Source organism: Streptomyces ossamyceticus, assembly GCF_001418475.1.
In the GTDB taxonomy this organism is placed as follows: domain Bacteria; phylum Actinomycetota; class Actinomycetes; order Streptomycetales; family Streptomycetaceae; genus Streptomyces; species Streptomyces ossamyceticus.
In genome coordinates this window covers 21,890-29,962 of record NZ_LIQX01000182.1, presented here as the reverse complement: position 1 = coordinate 29,962, position 8,073 = coordinate 21,890, and the positions used below count along the sequence as shown (strand labels likewise).

Annotated in this window: 4 protein-coding genes; 2 read left to right on the top strand and 2 right to left on the bottom strand. The window is 70.7% G+C overall.

The window, feature by feature from the left end; genetic code table 11:
- On the top strand, positions 1-750 hold the full coding sequence (locus tag AOK15_RS15125; protein ID WP_055516896.1) for a GNAT family N-acetyltransferase: 750 nt from the start codon (positions 1-3) through the stop codon (positions 748-750).
- Positions 751-754: 4 nt separating this feature from the next.
- Entirely contained in the window at positions 755-1,618 is an 864-nt protein-coding gene (locus AOK15_RS15120) for a lysophospholipid acyltransferase family protein (protein WP_055516894.1), read from the top strand.
- On the opposite strand, the gene AOK15_RS15115 is transcribed toward AOK15_RS15120, so the two are convergent.
- Together AOK15_RS15115 and AOK15_RS15110 are read right to left on the bottom strand one after the other, a co-directional pair.
- Complete coding sequence (locus AOK15_RS15115; RefSeq protein ID WP_055516891.1) at positions 1,573-2,589, bottom strand: MsnO8 family LLM class oxidoreductase; 1,017 nt, start codon at positions 2,587-2,589, stop codon at positions 1,573-1,575. The two genes, AOK15_RS15120 and AOK15_RS15115, sit on opposite strands and share 46 nt — an antisense overlap.
- 208 nt (positions 2,590-2,797) lie before the next feature.
- Positions 2,798-7,993 (bottom strand): family 43 glycosylhydrolase, encoded by a 5,196-nt coding sequence (locus AOK15_RS15110; RefSeq protein ID WP_055516889.1) that lies wholly within the window; start codon positions 7,991-7,993, stop codon positions 2,798-2,800.
- Between the last annotated feature and the right edge of the window lie 80 nt (positions 7,994-8,073).

Here is an 8,073-nt window from a genome sequence, read left to right as displayed (position 1 = left end):
CTGCCCTCCCCGTCAGCGGTCCCCACCCGCTACACCGTCACCCTCGCCCGCGACGAGGCCGACGTACGCGCCGCGCAGCGCCTGCGGCACGACGTGTTCGCCGGCGAGATGGGCGCCCTGCTGACCGGCCCGCAGCCGGGCCTCGACATCGACGCCTTCGACGCTTACTGCGACCACCTCCTGGTCCGGGAGACCCTGACCGGGCAGGTCGTCGGCACCTACCGGCTACTGCCGCCCGAGCGCGCCGCCGTCGCCGGACGGCTGTACTCGGAGGGCGAGTTCGACCTCGGCCGCATCGACGCGATCCGCCCGGACCTCGTCGAGGTCGGCCGCTCCTGCGTGCACCCCGACCACCGGGACGGCGCCGTCATCGGCCTCATCTGGGCCGGCATCGCCCGCTACATGCTCGACCACGGCCACGAGTGGCTCGCCGGCTGCTGCTCCGTCCCCCTCACCGACGGCGGCGCCCTCGCCACCGCCACCTGGGACCGGGTGAAGGACAAGTACCTGGCCCCGGAGGAGTACCGCGTCCGCCCGCTGCTGCCGTGGACCCCCGAGGCGGAGGCCCCCGCCGAGCGCATCGACCTGCCCCCGCTGCTGCGCGGCTACCTGCGGCTCGGCGCCTGGGTGTGCGGCGAGCCCGCGCACGACCCCGACTTCGGCGTCGCCGACCTGTACGTCCTGCTGCCGATGCGCCGCGTCAACGCCCGCTACCTGCGGCACTTCCTCTCCCTCGTCCCGGCGGCCTGACGCGATGAGCGTGTGGCTGCCCGGCGCGCCCTGCACCCCGCGGGCATGCGTGGACACCGCGCGGCCGACCGCCGCCGCGCCACGGGCCGTGCTCCGGCTCACCGCGGTCCTGGCGCTGATCCTCGCCGGGATCCTCCTGAGCGGCCTCGGCCCCCGCATCCCGGCGGGCGCGATACGGCGCTGGTGCCGATGGATCGTCCGGGCCTCGGGCGTCCAGGTACGGATCACCGGCACCGCCCCGCCCGCCGGGGGCCTCCTCCTCGTCGCCAACCACATCTCCTGGCTGGACGTACCGCTCCTCGCGGCCATCCGCCCCGCGCGGATGCTCGCCAAGTCCGACATCCGGCGCTGGCCCGTCGCCGGCACCCTCGCCGAGCGGGGCGGCTCCCTCTTCATCGAACGGGACCGCATCCGGGCCCTGCCCGGGACGGTCGCCCGCATCGCCGACGTGCTGCGCGCCGGCACGGCGGTCGCCGTGTTCCCCGAGGGCAGCACCTGGTGCGGCCGGGCCCGGGGGCGCTTCCGCCGGGCCGTGTTCCAGGCCGCGCTCGACGCGGGCGTCCCCGTACAGCCGGTGCGCGTCCGCTACCGGTGCGCCGGGGGAGGGGCCAGCACCGCGCCCGCCTACGTCGGGGACGACCCGCTCCTCGCGTCCGTGTGGCGCGTGGTCACCGCACGCGCAGTCGTCGCCGAACTGGACGTACGGCCCCTGATCGGCCCGGGCACCCACCCCGACCGGCGGGCCCTGGCGGCGGCCGCGCAGGCGGCGGTCACCGATGTGGAGGCCATGACCGCGCATGTCACGCAAGGGCGCGAGGGCGCTCAGGAGGTGCTGCCGAGGCCCGCGATCAGGGCGAGCCTCCGGTAGGAGTCCAGCAGCGCCGCACGGTCGTACGTACTGGTCGTGACCAGCACCTCCTGGGCTCCCGTCTCCTTGATCACCGACTCCAGTTCGTGCGCGACCTGCTCCTCGGTGCCGAAGACGTGGCCGGTGAGCCCCGACTCGTAGAGGCCGCGCTCCTTGGCCGTCATGGTCCGCCGCTCGATCCCCTCCGCGGGAGCGAGCGGCGGGAACGTGCCGTGGGTGCGGGAGTACGCCATCGCCCGCGCCTCGGGCAGGAGGATGCGGTGAGCCTCCTGCGGGGTCGCGGCGACGGCGACCGTGCCGGAGACGACGACGTACGGCTCCGCCGCCCAGACCGACGGCCGGAACTCGGCGCGGTACCGCTCGATGCCGCGCAGCATCCGGTCCCGGGTGCGGAGGTCGCCGATCACCATCGGCAGGCCCGCCCGCGCGGCGATCGACGCGCCCTCACCCATCGCCAGGACGAACGGCGGCACGGACAGGCCCTCCGGGGGACGCGCGTGCACGCCGGTCGGGGAGGGCCCGAGGAACCAGCCGAGCAGCTCGTCGAGCTGCGCCGCGAAGTCGTCCGTGTCGGCGGCGTCCTTGTCCCGGCCCAGCGCCCTGCGGACGCCGTCGGTGAAGCCCACGGAGCGGCCGAGGCCCATGTCGACGCGCCCCGGGAACAGGGACTCCAGCACGCCGAACTGCTCGGCCACGACCAGGGGCCGGTGGTTGGGCAGCATCACTCCACCGGTGCCCACCCGGATCGTGCGGGTGGCCGCCGCGACGGCCGCCGCCAGCACCGTCGGCGCGGACCCGGCCACCCCCGGCACCCCATGGTGCTCCGAGACCCAGAACCGGTGGAAGCCCAGCCTCTCCACGTCCTGCGCCAGCCGCACGGTGTCCCGCAGGGCCTCGGGCGCGGCATGGCCCTCCCGGACGCGGGAGCGGTCGAGGACGGAGAAACGGGTCGAGGAGAGCACGGAGGTCACATGGGGTTCAACGTTCTGGGGGCGGTGGGATTCCCGACGCCCCCGACACACGCGGGCGATGCCCCCGACACACGCGGGCGATGCCCCCGACACACGCGGGCGATGCCCCCCGATACACGCGGGTCCGGCCCTCGTACGTTCCGGCCGCCGACGTGGCGAGGGGCGCCCGGAACATGTCCGGGCGCCCCTCGGTAAAGCGGTTCATCGCCTAGCGGCCGACGCTGATTCCCGTCGTCTTCGCGGCCTTGGTGTTCTCGTAGACGACCTTGCCGGTGGACTTCTTCCAGATCTTGATCTTGAAGGTGTCCGGGCCGTCGGTCGCGGTGATCCGGAAGGCGTAGCCGCTCGCGCCGCCGACCTTGCCGGAGCCCTGGTAGACGGCCTTGTCACCGGTCACCACGAGCCAGTCGGAGCCCGTGGAGCGGAACTTCAGCCTCGCCGCGCCGAAGTCGAAGGAGGCCTTGCCCGTGGGGACGGTGGCGCTCTTCGTGTACTTGGCGAGGAAGGAGAAGGCCGCCTTGCCGGTCAGAGCGGCCTTGGCCGGGTAGGCCCCCTTCGGGGAGGTGAACGTCCCGGCACCGGTCGCGGAGCCCGCGGCGCGGTCGTAGACGATCAGCTCGGGGAGCTTGGCGGTGTCCGAGGCGCCGTCGTCGTCGGTGACCGTGACCACCGGGCGGTGGATACCGGCCTTGCGGTAGACGTGCTCGGCCTTGCAGACGCCGGCGGTGACCTTGCCGGCGGTGGGCTTGGTGCCGTCCTTCCAGTCGACCTTGCAGGTGTGCTTGTCGGCGGTGCCCGGGTCGGTGAACTTCGCCGTGACCGAGGTGCCCTTGCCCGCCGCCACCGGCGACTTCGGCCCGGTCGCGGAGGTGATCACCGGGGCCGCGTTGGTGACGGTCACGGTGGCCTTGTCGCTGCTGCGGCCACCGGTCAGGGTCACCGTGTAGATGCCGTTGTCGGCGCAGGTGATCGTCGTCCGCGCGGCGGAGGCGTCGGCGAAGACGCAGGGTGCGCCCACCTCGACCTTCCACTGGGGGGTGCCCGCCCCGGAGACGGTGCCGTCGAGCTGGATGCGCTCGCCCTCCTTGCCCTGGGCGTCCTGGCCGGCCCGGGCGATGGTGACCGGGTCGATGCTGCCGAGGGTCGGGACGACCTTCTTGATCAGGCCGTCGGCGTCGAACTCCATCTTGTCGATGGTGGTTTCGCGGTGGGTGCCGTCTCCGCCGGGGATGGCGAAGCGGTGGTAGGCGATGTACCAGTCGTCGGTGTTCGGGACCTGGACCACGGAGTGGTGGCCGGGACCCTTGATGCCGAGCGAGAGGTCCTTCTCCAGGATCACGCCGCGCTTGGTCCAGGGACCGGTGGGCGAGGAGCCGGTGGCGTAGGCGACCCGGTAGTTCTCGTCACGTGTGTCGTTCTCCGACCACATGAAGTAGTAGGTGCCCTTGCGCTTGATGACGAAGGTGCCCTCGTTGTAGCCGCTCGGCGTGATGTCGGTGACCTTCGAGGCGTCGAAGGAGACCATGTCGTCGCCCAGCGGGACCACGTAGGCGCGGCCGTTGCCCCAGTAGAGGTACGACTGGCCGTCGTCGTCGGTGAAGACCGCCGGGTCGATCATCTGGCCGGGGCGGTCGCCCGCCTTCAGCAGCGGCTTGCCCAGCGCGTCCTTGAACGGGCCGGTCGGCGAGTCGGAGACCGCGACACCGATGTTGGCGTCGGCGCAGAAGTAGAAGTAGTACTTGCCGTTCTTCTCCTCCATGGTCGGCGCCCAGGCCCGGCTGTCGGCCCAGGAGACGTCAGGACCGAGGTCGAGGATGACGCCGTGGTCCTTCCAGTGGACCAGGTCCTTGGAGGAGTACGCCTTGAACTGCGTGCCGCTCCAGCCCTCGAAGCCGTCGGTGGTCGGGTAGATGTAGAAGGTGTCGCCGAAGCGGACGATGTTCGGGTCGGCGTTGAGACCCGGCAGGACCGGGCTCTTCATGATCAGTGCCGAGACCGTCCAGGTGCGCTTCTTGCCGTCCGAGCCGGTGACCTCGTACGTCCTCGGCTCGCTGAAGTCGCGCAGGGTGCCGGAGGCCGGGCTGATGGTCGCGCCGTGGGCCAGGGTGAACTCCGGTGCCAGGGCGGTGATGTCGCTGCCCTCGGTCAGCGGCAGGACGATCTTGCTGTCCTTGTCGTCGATGATCGCGTCGACCTTGAGCGCCGGGTGGGTCGCCGCGGCGATCCCGGTGGTGTTGCCGCCGAGCTCCAGGACCTCGGCGGGCGACAGGGCCCGGTTGTAGATCCGGAAGTCGTCGACCTCGCCCCCGAAGTACGGGTCCGGGGCGTACATGGATTTGCCGATGTAGCCGGAGTAGTCCTTGGCGGAGTCGTACAGGTCGGACGGCTTGATGGTGACACCGTTGACGCGGGCCACCTCGGCGCCGTCCACGTAGAGGATCGCCGTCTCCGTCGCGCCGTTCAGCGTGACCGTGAGGTGCTTCCACTCGCCCTGGGTGAGCGGGGAGCCGCCGATCATCTGCTTCTCACCGGACCAGGTGGCCTTGGTGATCGCGGAGAACAGCTTCCCGGCGCCGTTGGACGGGGTGGCGAAGAGGTACTTGTTGCTGTCGGGGCCGAGGCCGAACAGCCACTGGAAGTTGTCGCCGCCCTTCCACTTGACGTACGTGGAGACGGTGACGCCGTTCGCGCCCTTGAGGACCCCGTTCGGGATCTTCACGTACGGCGAATTGGAGCCGCTGTTGCCGCCGGACATCTTGAACGAGCCGCCGTCGACACCGGTCCCGAAGTCGGGCGTACGGACATAGGTGCCGTGGTAGCCGTGGCCGCTGGAGTCGCGGACGATACTGCCGCCGGTCTCGTCGAAGCCGTAGTGCAGGACCAGGTCCGTCGGGACGTCCGGGCCCTTCTCGGAGACGGTGACCTCGGCGCGGACCCCGATCGTGGCGTCGCCCGGCAGGGTGCCTTCGACCGTGAACGTGCCGGCCTGCGCGTACTTCGACGCGTCCACGTCGGCCCAGGTGACCGCGATGGGCTTCTTGGTGCCGTCGGCGTACTCGGCGATGACGGTGGCGGGGAGCACCGGGGCGTCACCGATGCGCGTGTCGACCTTGATGTCCTCGACGCTCTTGACGATCTGGTCCGGCTGGTAGGTGCTCAGCAGCCGGTCGTACTCGGCCTGCGTCACCGGCAGCACCGTGCCGTGCCGGGGCTTGGCGGGCAGGTCGTACGAGCCGGACGGCGTCCACACGCCGGAGGCGAGGTCGGTGGTCTCGAAGGGGATGTAGCCGCGTCCGCCGAACTCGTCGAGGAACGCGTACCACTTGTCCTCGGTGTTCGACTTGAACACCAGCGGGCCCTCGGCCGCGCTCATCGCGCCCTTGCCGATGCCCTCGGCGACCGGGTCCCAGGACAGGTCGAGCAGCGAGTCGCTCTTCTCCTCGAAGATGAACTTGCTGTTGGGGGTGGAGGAGCTGTTGTTCCGCTCATCCTTGGAGAGGCGGAAGTACGTGCCGTCGTGCTGGATGACCGTGGAGTCGATGACCGAGTAGCCGCGGTCGATCCAGACCTTGGGCTCGCTGAACGTGTAGAAGTCGCGGGTCGTCGCGTACATCATGCGGTTGTACGTGTCGCCGGTGTGCGCCTCGTTGTCGTACAGCTTCGACGCCCAGAAGACGACGTACTCGCCGAGCTTCTCGTCGTAGTACGCCTCGGGGGCCCAGGTGTTGCCGGCCGCGTCGGGGGAGACCTTCACCAGGCGCTGGTTGGTCCAGTTCACCAGGTCGGTGGACTCCCACACCATGATGGACTTGCTGCCGGAGCGCTGCGAGCGGTCCCAGTCGCCGTTGCCGTAGATCTTCAGGTCGGTGGCGATCTGGTAGAACTTGTCGCCCTCGGGGGAGCGGATGATGAACGGGTCGCGCAGGCCCTTCTCGCCGAGCGACGAGGTGAGGACGGGCTTGCCGTCGTTCAGCTCACGCCACTTCAGCGGGTCGTTGCCCTTGCTGAGCGCGAAGTAGAGCTGCTCGCCGTCCGAGGTGCCCTCGCCGGTGAAGTAGCTGAACATGTAGCCCTTGCGGGCTTCCTTCTTCGGCAGCTCCGGCACCTTCACGGTGAAGGCGCGGGTGGTCTTCGCGTCGTTCTTGGTGACGGTCGCGGTCAGTTCGGCGGTCGTGCCGCCGTCGCCGTGCGCCGGGCGGTGCACCACACCGTCGTCGGTGACGACGTCCGGGTCCGCGGAGGACCACGACACCTTGGTGCCGAAGTCGCCGGACGTCGGGAGCGTGAGGTTGCCGCGGGCGTCGTCGGCGTTGTGGACGGTCAGCGACTCGGCGGCCTGCTTGACGGCCGCGGTGTCGTCGAACGACGGCAGGACCGTGACCTCGAAGGTCTTGGTGTCCGTCACGGAGCCCCGCTTCAGGGTCGCCGTGAGGGTGGCGTGGCCGTTCGGCTCACCGGCGGGGGGGCGGGTCACCGCGCCGGAGTCCGCGACCACCGAGGTGTTGTCGCTCTTCCAGCTGATGGAGGAGCCCCCGGCCGTACCGGTCTTCGGCAGGTCCAGGTCGGCGGTCACCGCACTCGTGTCACCAAGGGTGAGAGCGGCCTTGTCGGCGGCGACGCCCTGGACGGCCACGGGGAGCGAGAGCTGCTCGACCTCGGTGGCGGCGAGGGCGCGGTCGTACACCCGGAAGTCACGGATCTTGCCCTTGAAGAGCTTGTCCCCCGTGTAGACCGACTTGCCTATGTAGTTGGCGGTCGTGGTGCCCGAGCCGATCGAGCCCGGCGTGGTGGTGACGGAGGTGTTGCGGCCGACCTCGACGCCGTCCTCGTACAGCACGCCCGTGGTGCCGGTCTGCGTGTACGTGAGCTGCTTCCACACCGAGCGCGTCAGGTTGTGCGAGTCGCCGGGCCGGGTGTTCTGCTCGGTCGACCAGTTCCCGGACGCGATGGCGGTGCGCAGCGAGTTGCCGGTGGCGAAGAGGTAGCCGTTGCCCGTGCCGGCGCTGGTGTTGCCGAAGCCGTAGATGAAGTACGGGCCGGCCTGCGACTCGTCCATCAGCACGTCCATGGAGACGCTGATGGAGTTCATGCCCTTCATGACGTCGTTCGGCACCTTCACATAGGTGTCCGAACCGTTGAACGTCAGGCCCTGGCCGTCGCCCGTCCAGCCGGCGGTGCCGTTCACCGTGCCGTCCCGGCCGTTGCCGGAGGCGTCGGTGACCGTGGTGCCGGAGGTGGCGTCGAGCTTGTACCAGAGGGCCAGGCCGTCGGTGAGGTCCGCGCCGTCCGCGACGGCGGGGGCGACCGGTCCGGCGAGGCCCAGGAGCAGTGACGCGGCGGTCAACCCGGCGAGCCGGCCTGCCCGGCGTCTCGCGCGGCCGCGTGGACCTGCGATGTACGTCATATGGTGTTTCCCTGCTGAGAGCACGGCTGATGAGGGGGGCGAAACCAGGAAAAGGGGGACGGCCGAGGGCGAAGGACCCC